The organism is Actinopolyspora alba (assembly GCF_900112765.1).
GTDB lineage: Bacteria > Actinomycetota > Actinomycetes > Mycobacteriales > Pseudonocardiaceae > Actinopolyspora > Actinopolyspora alba.
Window position 1 is genome coordinate 162,803 of record NZ_FOMZ01000011.1, and the last position, 16,470, is coordinate 179,272.

The 16,470-nt window shown below is 68.8% G+C and carries 12 protein-coding genes; 3 read left to right on the top strand and 9 right to left on the bottom strand.

Annotated elements, in window-relative coordinates:
- Positions 1-64 precede the first annotated feature (64 nt).
- From BM150_RS17540 to BM150_RS24950, 6 genes are all read right to left on the bottom strand, one after another.
- A complete protein-coding gene (locus BM150_RS17540) occupies positions 65-712 on the bottom strand; it encodes a LutC/YkgG family protein (RefSeq protein ID WP_092928383.1) in 648 nt (215 codons plus the stop codon).
- A complete protein-coding gene (locus BM150_RS17545) occupies positions 709-2,163 on the bottom strand; it encodes a LutB/LldF family L-lactate oxidation iron-sulfur protein (RefSeq protein WP_092928384.1) in 1,455 nt (484 codons plus the stop codon). The genes BM150_RS17540 and BM150_RS17545 overlap by 4 nt, the downstream gene beginning before the upstream one ends.
- A complete protein-coding gene (locus BM150_RS17550; protein WP_092928385.1) occupies positions 2,160-2,897 on the bottom strand; it encodes a (Fe-S)-binding protein in 738 nt (245 codons plus the stop codon). The genes BM150_RS17545 and BM150_RS17550 overlap by 4 nt, the downstream gene beginning before the upstream one ends.
- A 154-nt stretch (positions 2,898-3,051) precedes the next feature.
- Positions 3,052-4,548 (bottom strand): rhamnulokinase, encoded by a 1,497-nt coding sequence (locus tag BM150_RS17555; RefSeq protein WP_092928386.1) that lies wholly within the window; start codon positions 4,546-4,548, stop codon positions 3,052-3,054.
- A gap of 105 nt (positions 4,549-4,653) precedes the next feature.
- Positions 4,654-6,702, bottom strand: coding sequence for a bifunctional aldolase/short-chain dehydrogenase (locus BM150_RS17560; RefSeq protein ID WP_175496892.1), 2,049 nt, complete (start codon positions 6,700-6,702; stop codon positions 4,654-4,656).
- Between the two features lie 129 nt (positions 6,703-6,831).
- A complete protein-coding gene (locus tag BM150_RS24950; RefSeq protein WP_281243717.1) occupies positions 6,832-6,963 on the bottom strand; it encodes a hypothetical protein in 132 nt (43 codons plus the stop codon).
- A gap of 132 nt (positions 6,964-7,095) precedes the next feature.
- On the opposite strand from BM150_RS24950, the gene BM150_RS17565 reads away from it, so the two are divergent.
- Positions 7,096-8,142 (top strand): substrate-binding domain-containing protein, encoded by a 1,047-nt coding sequence (locus tag BM150_RS17565; RefSeq protein ID WP_092928387.1) that lies wholly within the window; start codon positions 7,096-7,098, stop codon positions 8,140-8,142.
- Between the two features lie 469 nt (positions 8,143-8,611).
- Positions 8,612-11,356 carry an exo-rhamnogalacturonan lyase family protein gene (locus BM150_RS17570; protein WP_092928432.1) on the top strand — a complete coding sequence of 915 codons (2,745 nt, stop codon included), beginning with the start codon at positions 8,612-8,614 and terminating at the stop codon, positions 11,354-11,356.
- Between the two features lie 141 nt (positions 11,357-11,497).
- Here the strand turns inward: BM150_RS17570 and BM150_RS17575 are convergent, their stop codons facing one another.
- The 3 genes from BM150_RS17575 to BM150_RS17585 form a co-directional block, all read right to left on the bottom strand.
- Complete coding sequence (locus BM150_RS17575) at positions 11,498-12,508, bottom strand: glycerate kinase family protein (protein ID WP_092928388.1); 1,011 nt, start codon at positions 12,506-12,508, stop codon at positions 11,498-11,500.
- 518 nt (positions 12,509-13,026) lie between these two features.
- Positions 13,027-13,854 (bottom strand): sugar phosphate isomerase/epimerase family protein, encoded by an 828-nt coding sequence (locus BM150_RS17580; RefSeq protein WP_092928389.1) that lies wholly within the window; start codon positions 13,852-13,854, stop codon positions 13,027-13,029.
- Complete coding sequence (locus BM150_RS17585) at positions 13,851-15,014, bottom strand: dihydrodipicolinate synthase family protein (protein WP_092928390.1); 1,164 nt, start codon at positions 15,012-15,014, stop codon at positions 13,851-13,853. The genes BM150_RS17580 and BM150_RS17585 overlap by 4 nt, the downstream gene beginning before the upstream one ends.
- A 259-nt stretch (positions 15,015-15,273) precedes the next feature.
- Between BM150_RS17585 and BM150_RS17590 the strand changes: the two genes are divergently transcribed.
- Positions 15,274-16,305: a LacI family DNA-binding transcriptional regulator gene (locus BM150_RS17590; RefSeq protein ID WP_092928391.1), complete on the top strand. Its 1,032-nt coding sequence runs from the start codon at positions 15,274-15,276 to the stop codon at positions 16,303-16,305.
- The last annotated feature ends 165 nt before the right edge of the window (positions 16,306-16,470 follow it).

The following is a 16,470-nucleotide window of genomic DNA, read 5'->3' on the forward strand; positions in this document are numbered from 1 at the left end:
GGTGACACGAGAAACCGGCACGGCATCGTCGGAGCGACACCGTGCCGGTTTCGGCGGGGGAGGTTCACACGTCGCCTACGATGACGACGTGAAGGTCCCGGGGGCCGTGCACCCCCTCCACCCGTTCCAGCTCGATGTCGCTGGTGGCGGACGGTCCGCTGATGAAGGTCATCGGTCCGACCGGATCCAGCTCCGCCAGTGCGGCGGGAACGTCGTCGACGACGCGGGAGGCGGCGACGAGGCACACGTGGGTGTCGGGAAGCAGGGTCAGTGCCCTTCGCCCCTGCCCGGGGCCGTGATCCAGCACGATCGTGCCCGTGGTGGCGATGCCGACCGTGCAGGTGGTCAGTACCGCGTCCGCGTTCTCCAGCGTCGTCGTCGACAACCGGGGACGGTCCTCGAGCGTGTCGTGGCGTTCGGCCACCGGATCCGACCACTGTGCGGGCAGACCCTCCGGTACGACCACTCGCCGCGCATCGGCCCGTTCCAGGACGCCCAGCACCGTTTCCGGCGCCCCCGCAGAATCGGTGGTGTGCACCGCGGCGCGGTATTCGGCAACCCGTTCCCGGAACAGCTCGGGCAGGGCTTCGACGTGGCGCCGCCCGCGGTACTCACGAGGTATCGAATCGGCCGAGCCACGTTGACCACCGGCGAGTGCGGAACGCACGGAACCGAGTACCGCTTCGCGCGCGTCGTGGGAGGATCGTTTCAACGCTCGTCACCGCTTCCTGTCCGGTTTCGTTCCCACCACTGGCGGAAGGACTCCGGGGCGGGTGCGGGAGCGTCGCGTGCGTCGGTCCAGCGCGACATCGGCCACGGCAGCCTGCCGATCCCACGTCTGCCGAACAGCCTTCCGCCCAGCGAGGCGATCCGTTGCGCCCGGCCCAGCCGCTTGCTGTCGCCGAAGACCCACCCCAGGCCCCGCATCGCCGTGCCGGTCAGCCGATCGAACCAGCCCTTCCGCTCCCGTGTCGTCCTGTTGCGCAGGTGCACCAGCAGTTCGGGGATCTCGATGGCCACCGGGCAGACGTCGTAGCAGGCCCCGCACAGCGTGGACGCGTAAGGCAACGAGGCGGTGTCCTCGGACTCCACGCCGTACAGCTGTGGCGTCAGCACCGCTCCGATCGGTCCCGGGTACACCGAGCCGTAGGCGTGGCCCCCGGCACGTTCGTAGACCGGGCAGACGTTGAGACATGCCGAACAGCGGATACACCGCAGCGCCTGACTGCCGACCTCGTCGGCCAGCGCCTCGCTTCGCCCGTTGTCCAGCAGCACCACGTGGAAGTTGCTCGGCCCGTCACCCTCGGTCACGCCACTGAGCACGGAAGTGTAAGGGTTCATCCGTTCGCCGGTGCTCGACCGGGGAAGCAGCTGCAGGAACACCTCGAGATCCCGCCAACTCGGCACGAGCTTCTCGATGCCGACCACGCTGATCAGATTGTCCGGCATGGTCAGGCACATCCGCCCGTTGCCCTCCGACTCGACCACCACGAGGCTGCCGGTCTCGGCCACCGCGAAGTTCGCCCCGGAGATGGCCACGTTGGCCCGCAGGAACTTCTCCCGCAAGTGGTGGCGGGCGGCCTCCGCCAGCTGCACCGGGTCGTCGGTGAGGTCCGCCGGTGCGGGGGTGCCACTACCCGCCATCTCGCGTCGGAAGATCTCGCGTATCTCGGAGCGGTTGCGGTGGATGGCCGGCACCAGGATGTGGCTGGGCCGGTCCTCGTCCAGTTGGACGATCAGCTCGGCCAGATCCGTCTCCCACGCCGAGATCCCGGCCGAGGCCAGCGCCTCGTTGAGCCCGATCTCCTGGGTAGCCATCGACTTCACCTTGACCGCCTCGGTCTCGCCGGTCTCGCGGACGAGCTCGGTGACGATGCGGTTCGCCTCGGCCGCGTCGCGTGCCCAGTGCACCGTCCCGCCCGCGGCCGTGACCGCCGCCTCGAACCGCTCCAGGTAGGTGTCCAGCCGGCTCAGGGTGTGCGCTTTGATCGCGGCACCCGAGGCGCGCAGCTGTTCCCAGTCGTCGAGTTCGTCGACCACCGCGGCACGCTTGTTCCGGATGGTGCTGGTCGCCCTGCCGAGGTTGTGGCGCAGCTGGGCGTCGCGCACAGCCTGGCGTGCCGCGTCCGGAAACGTGGGCATTCCCAGATCGACTCCGCTCATCGGTCCTCCTCGGTTCCCGCCAGGATCTCGGCCAGGTGCATCGTGCGGATCCCCTCGCGCTGCCTGTCGAGCAGCCCACCCATGTGCATCAGACAGGAACTGTCGCTCGCGCACAGGACCTCGGCGCCCGTCTCACGCACGTGCCTTGTCTTGTCGGCCCCCATCGCCACGGAAACGTCCGGGTTCTTCAACGCGAAGGTGCCGCCGAAGCCGCAGCACTGCTCGGCCTCGGGAAGCTCGAGCAACCGGATGCCGCGGACCTCGCTCAGCAGCCGCCGCGGTTTGTCACCCACCCGCAGCATCCGCAGCGAGTGGCAGGTCGGGTGGTAGGTCACCCGGTGCGGGAAGTAGGCGCCGACGTCGGTCACTCCGAGCACGTCCACCAGGAACTCGGAGAGTTCGTAGACGTGGGGCGAGACCCGGCCGACCGCCTCGGACAGCTTCCGGTCCCCGCCGCGCTCGGCCACGATGTCGTGCTGGTGCCGAATCGAGCCCACGCAGGATCCGGAGGGGGCCACCACGTGATCGTAGCCCTCGAAGGCGGCGACGAAGCTCCGCACCGCCGGGACGGCCTGCTCGTGATACCCCGTGTTGGTGTGCATCTGGCCGCAGCAGGTCTGTCCCGGTGGGAACTCCACCGTGCACCCCAGTCGTTCGAGCACCCGTAGCGTGGCGCGTACCGCCCCCGGAAAGAGCGTGTCCCCGAGACAGGTCGCGAACAGCGCTACTCGCATAACAGCGGTTTCCTTCCTGGTGATCCCCCACGACGATTCTGGTGTACGTGCTCGGTCCCCGATCGCGCATCCGAACCGGACGAGGGGGCCGTCGCCGGTTCCGGAAATTCGGCGACGGCACGAGCATCCGAAAGACGCCGTCGAAGAGCCGTCCTCATTCGACTGTCGCACGTGTCGTGGTGCCCGTGCGATCACGGACGCGGCGGTCCACGGCATCCCACGCGGCAGCCGAGTCGCCGGGTTCGAAACGTCGCAGCGGTTGGGTGGCCGCCACGAGTGCTCGCAGTTCGGACAGGTCACCGGCCATGCCGTGTGCGCGTGCCTGGATCAGCACGTTGCCCAGTGCGGTCGCCTCGGTGGGGCCTGCGACCACCGGAAGCCCGCAGGCGTCGGCCGTCAGCGAGCACAGCAGTTCGTTGCGGCTGCCGCCGCCGACCAGGTGGACGACCTCGACCTCCCGGTCGGCCAGTTCCGCGACGCCGCGCACCGTCCGGCGGTGGGCCAGCGCGAGGCTTTCCAGCACACACCGCACCGTGGCCTCGGGGCTTTCCGGGACCGGCTCACCTGCCGCGACGCAGGCCGCGCCTATGGTGGCGGGCATGTCCTGCGGCGCGATGAACGCCGGATCGTCGGTGTCGAGCACGCTGCGGAACGCCGGTTGCTGGGCGGCGCCCTCGAGCAGTTCGTCGAGATCCGCGCGCAGTCCGCGTTCCCGCCAGCAGCGCAGGCACTCCTGCAGCAGCCACAGCCCCATCGTGTTGCGCAGGTAGCGAGTGGTGCCGTCGATGCCGCGTTCGTTGGTCACGTTCGCCGCACGGGAGCGCTCGGTCAGCACCGGTGAGTCCAGCTCCAGCCCCACCAGGGACCAGGTGCCGCACGAGATGTAGGCGAATCGCCGATCGGTCGCCGGTACGGCCACCACCGCCGAGGCCGTGTCGTGCGAGGCGACGGATGTCACCCGTACCGATGGGGAGAGCCCGGTGTGAGCGCTGACCTCGGCCCGCGGCGTTCCGGCGAACTCCCCCGGGGAACGCAGTGGCGGGAACACGTGGCTCGGAAGTCCCAGCCGCCGTGCGAGGTCGTACGCCCAGTCCTCGCCGCGGACGTCGAACAGCTGGGTGGTGGAGGCGTTGGTGATCTCCGCACCGATCTCCCCGGTGAGCCAGTAGGTCAGCAGATCGGGGATGAGCAGCAGGGTTTCCGCCGAGTCCAGCTCGTCGTCCTCCAGGGAGGCGACGAGTTGGTACAGCGTGTTGATGGGAAGCTGCTGCAGCCCCGTGATGCTGTAGAGCTCGGCGTCGTCGACCCGTTCCCGGACCCGTTCGATCATTCCCGAGTTGCGGGGATCGCGATGGTGCCGTGGATCGGCCAGCAGGGTGCCGTTCCGGTCCAACAGGCCGTAGTCCACTGCCCAGCTGTCGATGCCGATCGAGCTGGGGGAGTGCTCGGCGGCGCGGCGCAGCCCCGACAGCACCTCGCGGTGGATCGTGCCGATGTCCCAGCGCCACCCGGATTCGTCCCGGGAGGGACTGTTCCCGAACCGGTGCAGTTCGGTCAGTTCCAGCAGGTCGCTGCCCACCCTGCCCAGCACCACACGGCCGCTGGAGGCGCCCAGGTCGACAGCGGCGCAGTTGAACTCGTTGCTCGTCATCGCGATCTCGTTCCCAAAGGTGTCGACGGGTGACCGACGGGACGGTCCGTGTGGTCGGGCAGGGCGGCGGTGCGTGACACGGTGCTCGCACCGGAAGGAGCGCTGTCACCGCAGGAAAGCGGCTGGCACTCCACTGTCGACCGGAACGTGCATTCCCGTCGTGTTGTTCAGGTCGCCGCCGACGAGCGCGAACACCGCCGCGGCCACGTGCTCGGGCAGCACCTCTCGCTTGAGCAGCGTGCGCTGGGCGTAGAACTCGCCGAGCTCGGTTTCCTTCACCCCGTAGTGGGCCGCTCGCTGCGCGCCCCAGCCACCGGCGAAGATTCCCGAACCACGCACCACGCCGTCCGGGTTCACGCCGTTGACCCGGATCCCGCGTTCACCCAGTTCGGCGGCCAGCAGTCGCACCTGGTGCGCCTGATCGGCCTTGGTGGCTCCGTAAGCCACGTTGTTCTGCCCGGCGAACACGGAGTTCTTGCTGGCGATGTAGACGATGTCACCGCCCTGCCCCGCCGCCGTCATGCTGCGTGCCGCTTCCCGGGAGACCAGGAACGAGCCCCGCGCCATCACGTCGTGCTGGAGGTCCCAGTCCGCCACGGTGGTTTCCAGCAGCGGTTTGGAGATGGACATCCCGGCGTTGTTGACCACCAGATCCACACCGCCGAAGGATCGGGCCGCCACCGCGAACAGCTCGCCGACCTCGGACTCGTCGGTGACATCGACGCCGACCGCCACGGCTTTGTCCGGGCCGCCGAGCTCGGTGGCCAGTTCCTCGGCCGATTCGGTGTCCCGATCGGCCAGCACCACGCAGGCACCCTCGGCGTTGAGTCGGCGAGCGGTGGCCCTACCGATGCCCGATCCACCACCGGTGACCAGCGCGATGCGACCGGCCAGCGGTTTCGGGGCGGGCATGCGGGCGAGCTTGGCCTCCTCCAGCGCCCAGTACTCGATGCGGAACTTCTCGGATTCCTCGATCGGCTGGTACCGCGACACCGCCTCCGCACCGCGCATCACGTTGATCGCGTTGACGTAGAACTCACCGGCGACCCGGGCGGTCTGCTTGTCCTTGCCGAAGGAGAACATGCCCACGCCCGGCACCAGCACGATCGCCGGATCGGCTCCCCGCATGGCCGGCGAGTCGGTGTCGGCGTGGCGGTGGTAGTACTCGCTGTAGCGCTGCCGGTAGGAGGCGTGCAGCTGCCGCAGCCGTTCGACCACGTCCTCCAGCGGTGCGGTGGGTGGCAGGTCCAGCACCAGCGGGCGCACCTTGGTGCGCAGGAAGTGGTCGGGACACGAGGTGCCGAGGTCGGCCAGCCGGGGGTGTTTCTCCCGTGCCAGGAAGTCCAGTACTTCCCGTCGGTCGTCGTAGTGGCCGACCTGCGTGTTGTCGGTGGAGACCAGTCCCCGGATCACGGGTGCGAGCGCCGCGGCCCGGGTGTGCCGCTCGGTCTCGGGCAGTGCCTCGTTGTCCGGTACCGGAGACCCGAACGGTTCGGGATCTCCCCGCTCGGCGAGGAACTCCTCCGCGGTGCGGATGATCCACAGTGAGTTCCGTTCGCACTCCTCACTCGTCTCGCCCCATGCGGTGATGCCGTGTCCACCGAGGATCACTCCGACCGCCCGCGGGTGCCGGTTCCGGACCTCGGCGATGTCCAGTCCGAGCTGGAATCCCGGACGTCGCCAGGGCACCCACACGACCTTGTCGCCGAAGCACTCCTCGGTCAGTTTCGGACCGTCGGCCGCGGTGGCGAGTGCGATCCCCGCGTCGGGGTGCAGGTGGTCGACGTGTTCGGCCTCGACGAGCCCGTGCATGGCGGTGTCGATCGAGGGCGTCGCGCCGCCCTTGCCGTACAGGCAGTGATCCAGGGCCGCGACCATCTCGTCCTCGCGCTCCACACCCGGATACACCTCTGTCAGCGCGCGCATCCGTTCCAGCCGCAGCACGGCCAGCCCGGACTCGGACAGCGTGCCCAGGTCACCGCCGGATCCCTTGACCCACATCAACCGCTCCGGGGCGGCGGTGACCGGGTCCCGGCCGGTGCCCTTGGCCGAGGTGTTGCCACCCGCGTAGTTGGTGTTGCGCGGATCCGCACCGAGCCGGTGGGACCGGTTCAGCAGTTCGTCGGTCACGTTCTCGGATGGCTGCTCGTTCAACGAATCGGCCCTTTCGTGCTTGGTGAGTGACTCACTGGTGTGCCTGCTCGGTGTTGGGGCTCCGCGGTGGGAGGTGGTTGGAGTCCCCGCCGACAGGGCTTCTCGCCGAGGGCGAGCGGAAAACTCCGATCACGCGCCCCAACCCGCTCGTCGCCCACCCCGTCGTTCGACTGCCGGTTCCTCCTGGGGTCCGTAGACCCGGGAAGGGGCCTCGATTCGCTGGTTCCGCAAGGCCGCCTCGACGGCGTTCTCGTCCGGCATCGCTGGTTGCTCCGATGGTTGAGCGGTGGGGCTGAGGGGGTGTTCCGCCAGTGTCGAGTTCGTGAGCGACAGCGGTGAAACGTTTCACTCAGGCGAAGGATAGGATGGGGGTACATCCGAGTCAAGGGAGGTGTGGTGTCGACCGGCGGGAGCAACCGCAAAACCACCGGAGAGGTCAGCATCAAGGACGTCGCCCACCGGGCGGGCGTCTCCATCGGGACCGTCTCCAACGCACTCAACCGCCCTGATCGGGTATCGGCGGACACCCGGTCACGGGTCCGTGCGGTCATCGACGAACTCGGTTACGTGCGCAGCGAGTCGGCTCGCCAACTGCGTTCGGGCGACAGCCGCATGGTCGCGCTGCTGGTGCTCGACATCGGCAACCCGTTCTTCGTCGCTATGTCCCGCGGCGCGGAGCGCGCCGCGCGTGAGCACGGGCTCGGCGTCATGATGTGCCACAGTGCCCAGGACTCGGAAGCCGAGTCGCTCTACCTGTCAATGTTCGCCGAGCAGCGGGTGCGTGGTGTGCTGGTGACCCCCGCCGACACCACCGGGGCGAACCTGCTGGCCTTCCGGCGCCACGGGATTCCCTACGTGTTCGTCGACCGGGTGGTCGACAGCGACGACGCCTGCTCGGTCTCGGTCGACGACGTCGCAGGGGGAGAGCTGGCCGTGCGTCACCTCGTCGAGAACGGCCACGAGCGGGTGGCCTACATCAGCGGCCCCCCGAATCTGGCGCAGTGCACCGACCGGCTCGTGGGGGCCCGGCGTGCGATCGAGGCGGGCGGTCTGGGGCCGGAGAGTCTGACGGTGCTGGAAACGGCCAAACTCGACGTCGCCTCCGGTCGGGACGCCGGGGCGAGACTGCTGGGGCTGCGACCGCGTCCCACCGCGGTCTTCTGCGCCAACGATCTGCTGGCGCTCGGGTTGTTGCAGGCGATGTTCGACGCGGGCGTGCGGGTGCCCGAGGACGTCGCCCTGGTCGGTTACGACGACATCGAGTTCGCCGCGGCCGCCGCCGTTCCGCTGACCTCGGTGCGCCAGCCCGCCGAGCGGATGGGGTCCACCGCAGCCGAGCTGTTGCTGGGCGAGACCGAGGGCGATCCCGCTCACGAGCACGAGAGTGTCATCTACTCCCCTGAACTCATCGTCCGGCGTTCCACCTTGCCGCGACGCTAGTTGGTGGGCGGTCCCGGGCGCGTTCACGTCGTGTGTCCGCTCGGGCTCGCTCCTGCCTGCTCGCGATGTTCAAAGATCGTCGATTCCCGGGTTGAGCCGCACTGTCCCGTCGTCGCGGTGCGGGTGTCGTGATTCGGTCGCGTCGTCGAGCGCCTCCCGGGTGTTGACTGGACCACACTTCGGCTCTACGGTCTCGCTTTATAAAACGTTTCACAAAATCGGGTTCAGGAAACCGCCGCGGCCTGTTCCGCGCGGCACCGTTCGATACGTGCGGGAAACGAGATCGGAGAGTATGGCGGAGTTCTTCGTGGACACCGGCGGTGCCGATCGGGGTCAGGCGATGGACGCACTGGAGGAGAACCTCCACCTCGACTGATCCGGGGTGCCCCACCCGGGATTCCAACGGTTGACGCCACACCCGTTTTTCGTATTCGGCGACGGTTCCGAGACCCTCGTTCGGAGGTTGTTCGTGTCAGCGAGTTCCGAGTTCGCGCGTCGTGGATTTCTGGCCGGGGCGGGAGTAACCGCCGCGACCCCGTTGTTCGTCCGTGGTTCCGAAGCCGCCGCTACACCGCGCGGTGGTTCTGATTCCGACCAACCGACCGAGCTGCACTGGCTCGGCAAGGCACCCGGTGCCCCGGTCAACACGACCTGGGGTGTGCCGTGGTCCCGCGGCGAGATGTCGGCGAAAACCTCGTTCGCCCTGACCACGGCCGACGGCGCCCCCGTCCCGGTGCAGTCCTGGCCGTTGGCCTACTGGCCCGACGGCACGCTCAAGTGGAGTGGGCACACCGCCGCCGCGAACGCTGCCGCCGAGGGATACCGACTAAAGCCGGGAGAACCGGCCGCGCCGGACAACGCGGTGAGCGTGTCCGAGCACCGCGACGAGATCCGGCTGAGCAACGGCACGGTCGAGATCGGGCTGGGCAGACGCGGAGCCCACGTGATCCGGTCGATCGGACGCGGTGACCGGGTCACCGCCGAGAACGGCCGGCTGGCGCTGCTGGTGCAGGACCGCCCCGACGGGGAACACGCCGAACCACGGCGGACCGAGTGGTCCGGGATGATCGAAAACGCCGAGATCGAGCAGCGCGGTCCGGTGCGCGCGGTGGTCAGGCTTTCCGGGCGCTACCGACGCGACCACGGTCGCAACCGCGGGGCGGGGGGTCGGAAGATGCTGCCCTGGACCATGCGGGTGTATCTCGCGGCAGGCGACGAGTCGATGAGCCTGGTGCACAACTTCTACTGGGACGCCGACAGTCGGCACGTCTTCGTCCGCGGTATGGGACTGCGGCTCGGCGTTCCGATGGCCGACGACGCGCACAACCGGCACATCCGGTTCGGCACCGCCTCGGGCGGAGTGTGGGGTGAGCCCGTGCGGGTGCTCACCGGGTTGCGGCGCGATCCCGGCGAGGCGGTGCGCCACGCGCAGCACGCGGGCGACGCCACGCCGCCACCGGCCGAGTGGTCCCGGGAGGTTCGGGAGGGCTATCGGGATCTGGCGCTGTGGAACGACTTCGCGTTGTTCCAGGGCTCCTCCGAGCACTTCGAGGTGTGGAAACGCACCTCCGCGGAATCGAGCTGGCTCAAGAACGCCGGTAGGGGAGGTCGAGCCTCGGGGTTCGGTTACGTTGGCGGCGTTTCGGGCGGGCTCGGGGTGGGGATGCACGACTTCTGGCGGCGTTTTCCCCGTTCGCTCGACGTGCGCGGTGCCGCGGGGGACACGGCTACCGTGACCCTGTGGTCCTACTCGCCGCACGGCGAGGCCATGGACCTGCGGCACTACGACACCGAGGCACACGGGCTGGGACTGGCCTACGAGGACGTGCAGGAGGGATTCAGCACCCCGGAGGGAATCGCGCGTTCCACCGAGATGCGGTTGTGGGCACTGGAATCCACTCCCTCACGGGAGCGGGCGGTCCAGCTGTCCGAAGTGGTGGACTCGCCGCCGCAGCTGGTCGCCCGTCCGGAGCGCTACCACCGTGCCGGTGTGTTCGGCCGGTGGAGTCTGCCCGACCGCGGCAGCAGTGCGAAGTCAGCGTTGGAGGACTCCCTCGACCGCGACGTCGCCTTCTACGCGGGACAGGTCGACCAGCGCCAGTGGTACGGCTTCTGGGACCACGGCGACGTGATGCACACCTACGACGCGGACCGGCACGAGTGGCGCTACGACGTGGGTGGTTACGCCTGGGACAACGGCGAGCTAGGCACCGACGCGATGCTGTGGTACGCCTTCCTGCGCTCCGGTGATCCGAACGCCTTCCGACTGGCCCGGGCGATGACCAAGCACATCAGCGAGGTCGACACGCACCACACCGGCCGGTTCGCCGGGTTGGGCTCACGGCACAACGTCTCGCACTGGGGCGACGGTGCCAAGGAGGCACGGGTGTCCGAGTCGTTCACCAAGCGGTTCTGCTACTACCTCACCGCCGACGAGCTGTTGGGGGAGCTGATGCGTTCCTCGCTGCGAGCGGACGAGACCATGGTGCGGGTCCCGCCGTTGCGCAACGTGCTGCCCTCGCAGGACCGGGTGCCGACCCGGTTACGCATCGGCCCGGACTGGTACGCGCTGGTCAGCAACTGGCTGACCGAGTGGGAACGCACCGGCGAGACCCGTTGGCGGGACCGGATCGTCACCGGTATGCGGGACATCGCGGGCTTTCCCGCCGGACTGTTCACCGGTGAGGCGGGTGGGGCCGTCGGGTTCGATCCGGAGACGGCACACCTGACCAACCTCGACAAGGGGGATTACCAGAGCAGTTACAACCTGTCGATGGCCTTCTGCGGGGAACAGATCCTGTGGGAGACGCTCGACCTCGTCGATGTTCCCGAGTTCCGGCGGACACTGCTCGACTTCGCCCGCTACGTGCAGGCACCCGCCGAGGAGAAGATCGACAGGTTCGGGTTCGACTTCGATCCCGGGGTGTTCAAGACGATCTACTCGCGAGTGACAGCTTGGGCGGGCGAACAGCTGGACGAGCCGTGGCTGCGTCGTCGCGGCTGGCAGCGCTTCACTTCCGATCCCAACGGGCAGCCCTGGCCCGAACCGGTCAGGGTGGACGGTGCGGCGGTGGCCTCACCGGTGGACGAGATCCCCACCGACCGCTCGCACAACCAGTCCGGCGACTTCGCCACCTGCGCCACCAACGACGCCGCCCAACGCGGGCTGGCGATCATCTCACTGTTGGCGATCGCCCCGGACGAGGCGCCCTGATCCGCTCCTCGGCCGCGGTGGGGGACGGCACCGGTGCCGTCCCCCGCGTACCGATGATCCGAGGCGGAACCCGTCGCCGTGGTCGGTTACCGGCCGGACGAACGAGTTCCGCTGTGAGCTCTTCCGGGCGGTTCTTTCGCGTCAGCTCTTCGCGGTGGGGCTCAACCGGTCGATCACGCAGCGACGCACGCACTCGGTGGTCTCGCGCCAGGCCCGAGCACTTCCGAACTCCGCGGTGATGTCGCGAGTGGCGATCCGGGCCGCGGCCTCGGTAATCGCGGTTCCGACCACCGCCAGTACCGCCACATCGTGTCGCCGTGCCTCGTGCGCCACACCGCCGACCACTTTGCCGTCGAACGAGCCGAGATCGAGCCTGCCCTCGCCGGTTATCACCAGGTCCGCCGTCCGCAGCGCGGCCCGTAGCCCCAGCTCCGCCGCGATCGTGTCGAAACCGGACACCGGACGCGCTCCCAGCGCGGCGAGACCCCCAGCCAGTCCACCGGCCGCGCCGCCGCCCGGAATCCTCGAGACGTCCACTCCGAATCGACGTCGGTACTCGGTGGCGATCTCGCGCAGCCTGTCGGTCAGGTGCTCGATCCGTTCCGGCCGAACACCCTTCTGCGGCCCGAAGACCCGTGCCGCCTCCGAGAACACGGTCTCCACATCGCAGCAGACCAGCACTTCGGGGTTTCCGCTCGACCCGTCCAGCGGTGCGAACTCCGCCAGCTCGGCGACCGCTCCCGCTCCGCCGTCGGTGGTCGCCGAACCCCCCATGCCGACCAGTACCCGCTGTGCGCCCTCCCGCAGGGCGGCGGCGATCAGCTCTCCCGTGCCCCGCGTACTCGCGCTCTCGGAGTCGTTTCCCTCGGCACCGCCGACCAGAGCCAATCCCGAGGCCCGGGCCATCTCCACCACGGCCCGCCCGTCGGCGTCGAGTCGCCAGCCCGCCTCGACCCGCTCGCCCGACGGGCCGGACACCTCGGTCCACCGATTGGCTCCGCCGAACGCGTCGAGCGTGCCCTCGCCGCCGTCGGCCAGCGGCAGCTCGACGCACTCCGAACCGCAGGATCTCGCGGCCTCCGCGATGGCGACTGCCACCTCGGCCGCGTTCAAGGAGCCGCGGAACTTGTCCGGAGCGGCCAATACCCGCATCCAATCCTCCTGCTCTGGGAACTTCGTCCCGGTTCTCGTAGCTGGTCGCTTGGCGGAACCTCTCGCACGGCTCTCGCTCCGGGGAGGCCCGACATCGAGTAGTTACTGCACAACGTCGGGCCTTCCTCGCGAGAGCCGCACGGGAGAACCCGCAGCGGTGCCGACTGCGAGGGTGGTCGGAGTGCGGCCTGCGGGAGTGATGGGAGTTCGGCACTGCGTCGAAGTGGCCCGGCGATTTCGTGGGAAATTGACGGAACCGGGGCCACACCGCTGCTCAGGGGGTGTCAATTTCTCGCGAAATTGACACCACACTGGTCGCGCAGCCTCATCGTTCCGACGATTTCTCGCGAAATTGGCACCCCAGCACTACACGACGGGAAGGGTCATGAAAGCGGTGAGGCGCCGACTCACGTGCCGGCTAACCGGCCACCCCGCCAGAACGACCGGCCCAACAACACAGCGAGAGCCGTGCGAGAGGTTCCGCCACCCGAGCATCTCGTGAGGCAAGGTACGAGGAATCACGTCAGGTGGAGGTAGCGCTCGATCATGGTATCCACCACCTCGTCGGCGGGCGTGGACCAGACTTCCTCGTTGAAGATCTCGACCTCGGTGTCTCCGGTGTAGCCGGCTCGGTGGACGGCTTCCCGGATCGGCGGAAAGTCGATGTGCCCGTCGCCCATCATCCCCCTGCCGAGCAGCACATCGGCCGGTAGCGGTGTCAGCCAGTCGCAGACCTGGAAGGACGCGATGCGCGAACCGGCTCGTTCGATCTGTTCGAACAACTTCGGATCCCACCACACGTGGAAGGTGTCGACCACCACGCCGACCTGGTTCTCGGGAAAGGGCTCGGCGACGTCCAGTGCCTGTTCGAGTGTGGACAGCACCGCACGGTCCGCGCAGTACATGGGGTGCAACGCTTCCAGCGCCAGCCGAACCCCCTGCCGTTCGGCGTAGGGGGCGAGTTCGGCCAGCGTGTCGACCACTCGTTGACGCGCCCCGACCAGATCCTTGGAGTCGTCCGGCAGGCCTCCGACCACGAGGACGAGGCAGGGGGCGCCGAGTTCGGCGGCCTCGTCGATCGCGAGCCGGTTGTCCCGCAGTGCTTCCGCGCGGGCCTCGGGCGAGTCGGCTGTGAGGAAACCCCCTCGACACAGTGAGGAGACCCGGAGCCCGTTCGAGCGCATCAGCTCCGCCGATTCGGTTACCCCGTACTCCTGCACCGGTTCGCGCCACAGCCCCATAGCCGGGATTCCGGTCCGGACACATTCCGCGACAGCTGCCGGTAACGAGTACCGGTTCAGGGTCTTCTGGTTCAACGACAGCCGTGCGATACCGCCGTCGGTCATCGTGCCACCCCCGCGATCTCGAGCAGGCCGCGCATGCGGTCGGCGGCCCGATCGGGGTCCGGCAACGTGCCCGCCACGTCCGCGAGGCGGAAGACCTCCGCGAGGTGCACGACGCTCCGTCCGCTCTGCAGCCCGCCGACCATGCCGAAACCGGGCTGCTGACCGCGCAACCACGCGAGGAAGGCGATGCCGGTCTTGTAGTAGTAGGTCGGCTGGGCGAACAACTGCCGCGCCAGTGGGACGGTGGGGGAGAGGATCTCGTCGAACCTCACCTCGTCCCCTTCGTCCAGGGCGTGCAGCGCCGCCGCGGCGGCGGGAGCGATGGCCGCGAACACGCCGAGCAGCGCGTCGCTGTGGCTGCCCGACTCCCCCTTGATCAGCCTCGGGTAGTTGAAGTCGTCGCCGGTGTAGAGCCGGACCCCTTCGGGCAGCCGCTCTCGCAACCGTATCTCGTGCTCGGCGTCCAGCAGCGACACTTTCACCCCGTCGATGCGCTCCGGACGCGCGTGCAGGATCTCCAACAGGGAGTCCGCCGCTTCATCGATGTCGTTCGACCCCCAGTACCCCTCCAGCGCCGGGTCGAACGCCGGGCCCAGCCAGTGCAGGATCGCGGGTTGCTCCACCTCGGCCAGCAGCTTCTCGTAGACCCGCCGGTAGTCGGCGGGGCCCGTCGCGGCCGCGGCCAGTTGCCTGCTGGCCATCAGGATCACACGCGCCCCGGCCCGCTGCGTGACGTCGAGCTGTTCGCGATATCCCTCGATCAGCCCGTCGAGATCGGTGACCTGGGGGGAGAGGTGATCGGTGCCCACTCCGGCGGCGATGCGTCCGCCGACACGGGCCGCTTCCTCGCCGCTGCGGCGGATCAGCTCGCGGGTCGCGCTCCAGTCCAGGCCCATGCCGCGCTGTGCGGTGTCCATGGCCTCGGCGACCCCGAGGCCGCACTCCCACAGGTGTCCGCGGAAGGCCAGTGTGCTGTCCCAGTCGATCTCGGCCGCCGAACCGGGGGTGTTCTCCCCGAACGGATCGGCTACGACGTGGGCGGCGGCGTAGGCGATGCGGCTGGTGGGCGGTTCCGTCGGAAGGGATCGGTTGACCGGCTCGTGCAGGTGGTGACTGTAGAGCGAACCGTCCGAGCGGGGCAGTTGGATAGTGCGCGACACGGAGACCTCGTCGAAGTTTTCTGGTCGGGTTGTCGGGATGCGCTCTGTTCGCGGTGGCCGGTGCCGCCTTCGGTAGCTGGCCGCTCCGAAGGGGTAATACCGGCCGCCGACAGGACTGGGAGGCGTGCTTCAGGTAAAGGAAAGCGTTTTCCAAAAGCTTAGGAGCAACCTCCCGGGAACGCAAGAAATCTCCGGGGAGCGTGCTGGAAAGAGCTTTCCAGCGGGTAGCATCGGATCACCCGAGAGTGAGGGAGGACGGATGCCGCGTGGTTCCGGCAAGGTGAACCTGGTCGACGTCGCGCGCCAGGCCGGGGTTTCGCTGGCCACCGCGTCACGAGTTCTCAACGGCAGTACGCGCAGCGTCGGCGCGGACCTCCGGGAGCGAGTCCGGCAGGCCGCCGCGAACCTGGACTATTCGCCCAGCGCCCCCGCGCAGGCCATGGCGCGGGGCGGCACCGATGTGGTCGGTCTGGTGGTGCCGGACATCTCCGATCCGTACTTTTCCACCATCGCCGCCAGCGTCGTTCGGCACGCGGAGCCGCACGGCCTGATCATTACTCTGGCCAGTACGGAGCGCCGCTTCGAGCGCGAGGCCGAGTACGTCGCCTCGCTGCGCAGTCAACAGGCGCGCGGCGTCGTCCTGGTGGGTAGTCGCACCACCAACGATGAGCAGCTGGAGGCGTTGCGGGCCGAGCTGGACGCCTACACCGCCGCGGGCGGGCGGGCCGCGGCCATCGGGCAGCACATACTGCCCGCCGACACCGTGATCGTCGAGAATCGGAGCGGGGCCCGCGCGTTGGCCGAGGAACTCGTGAACCTGGGGTACCGAAGGTTCGCCGTTCTCGCCGGGCCCGCCGACCTGCTCACGGCTCGTGATCGGCTGGCGGGTTTCCGGGAAGGGCTGCGTCAGCACGGCATCGAGGTGGCGGACAGGGATGTGATCAACGGGGAGTTCACGCGTGACGGTGGTTACGAGGCGGCCTCGGAACTGCTCGAACGTGACCGCGCTCCCGAGTGCGTGTTCGCGGTCAACGACGTCATGGCGGTGGGGGCGCTGTCGGCGTTTCGCGATCGGGGAGTGCGGTTGCCGGACGAGCTGGCCGTGGCGGGCTTCGACGACATCGCCAGTCTGCGGGACGTGTGGCCGTCGTTGACGACGGTGCGGATCCCGCTGGAACGTCTCGGTGAGGAGGCGCTGGGCTTCCTGCTCGACGAGCCCGCCGAACGTTCCCGCACCCGCCGGTTCAGCGGTGAGGTGGTGGTGCGCGCCAGCACTCCGCCGGTGAGTTGAGTCCTGGGCGTGGACTACGGGCATTCCGGTGTGTCGTTGCCCGGAAATGGTGGTGCCGTCCGGCTGCTACAACGCCGGAACGGCCAGTCATCCGGCCCCGGGGCCAGGACGAGCGGAACCGCCGATCACGGGAGTGGTGGCCGGTGACCGAGGGACATATCGGTC

Bases quoted from the DNA above. Each gene is read 5' to 3' on its own strand.
- BM150_RS17545 (WP_092928384.1), bottom strand. From the start codon at position 2,163: ATGAGCGGAGTCGATCTGGGAATGCCCACGTTTCCGGACGCGGCACGC.
- BM150_RS17550 (WP_092928385.1), bottom strand. From the start codon at position 2,897: ATGCGAGTAGCGCTGTTCGCGACCTGTCTCGGGGACACGCTCTTTCCG.
- BM150_RS17555 (WP_092928386.1), bottom strand. From the start codon at position 4,548: ATGACGAGCAACGAGTTCAACTGCGCCGCTGTCGACCTGGGCGCCTCC.
- BM150_RS24950 (WP_281243717.1), bottom strand. From the start codon at position 6,963: ATGCCGGACGAGAACGCCGTCGAGGCGGCCTTGCGGAACCAGCGAATC.
- BM150_RS17575 (WP_092928388.1), bottom strand. From the start codon at position 12,508: ATGCGGGTATTGGCCGCTCCGGACAAGTTCCGCGGCTCCTTGAACGCG.
- BM150_RS17580 (WP_092928389.1), bottom strand. From the start codon at position 13,854: ATGACCGACGGCGGTATCGCACGGCTGTCGTTGAACCAGAAGACCCTG.
- BM150_RS17590 (WP_092928391.1), top strand. From the start codon at position 15,274: ATGCCGCGTGGTTCCGGCAAGGTGAACCTGGTCGACGTCGCGCGCCAG.